Genomic DNA, 668 nt, shown 5'->3' with positions numbered 1-668 from the left:
GGCAAAGAATTAGAGGATATAGCAGATTCTGCAAATGAAGTAAGTGGGGGCGATGAAGTAAGTGAAAGTGCAGATGAGGGAGAATTCACAGAAAATTTAGACGCAGATGCTGCTTTAGATCTCCCAGATGATATAAGCGATAATGGCGAAACTGCATTAGATGAAGCAAATGAAGAAAATGCAGATGCCGAATCTGCTCAATCAAATGAGGAAATACCAGATTTAGAGGGAGATGTAGATTTAGGTGGAGAGCTTAGTGAAACTGATGCAGCAATAGAGAGTGCAGAATCCGCGCCAAGTGAAGATTTAGCAGATTCTGCAAATGAAGTAAGTGAAGTAGCGCAAACAGAGGGTGAGGAGTTGGAGCTTTCTGCAGATGAGGCAGAAAATACAGACAATGAACTAGATGTCGAACTTGATTTTACTGCTTTAGATGAGTTAGGCAAAAATGAGGATTCTCAACAAGCTCAAGAATCCGATGAGGTTTCAGCAGACGAAAACACAGATAAAGCTAAAAATGAGGGTGAGGATATTCCTAAGGATTTGGGAGATATAGCAGATGAAGAAGTAGGAGAAGTAGCTCAAACAGAGGGCAAAGAATTAGAGGATATAGCAGATTCTGCAAATGAAGTAAGTGGGGGCGATGAAGTAAGTGAAAGTGCAGATGA

General features: G+C 41.0%; 1 protein-coding gene. It reads left to right on the top strand.

The window, feature by feature from the left end:
• Nucleotides 1–668 (top strand): hypothetical protein (locus J1E28_RS07790; RefSeq protein ID WP_291028487.1); only part of this gene is annotated, 668 nt, incomplete at both ends.

Origin of the sequence: Helicobacter sp. (assembly GCF_022511165.1) — a bacterium.
Classification (GTDB): domain Bacteria; phylum Campylobacterota; class Campylobacteria; order Campylobacterales; family Helicobacteraceae; genus Helicobacter_C.
Note: the sequence above shows the minus strand (reverse complement) of the source record. Positions and strands in the feature narration are given on the sequence as shown.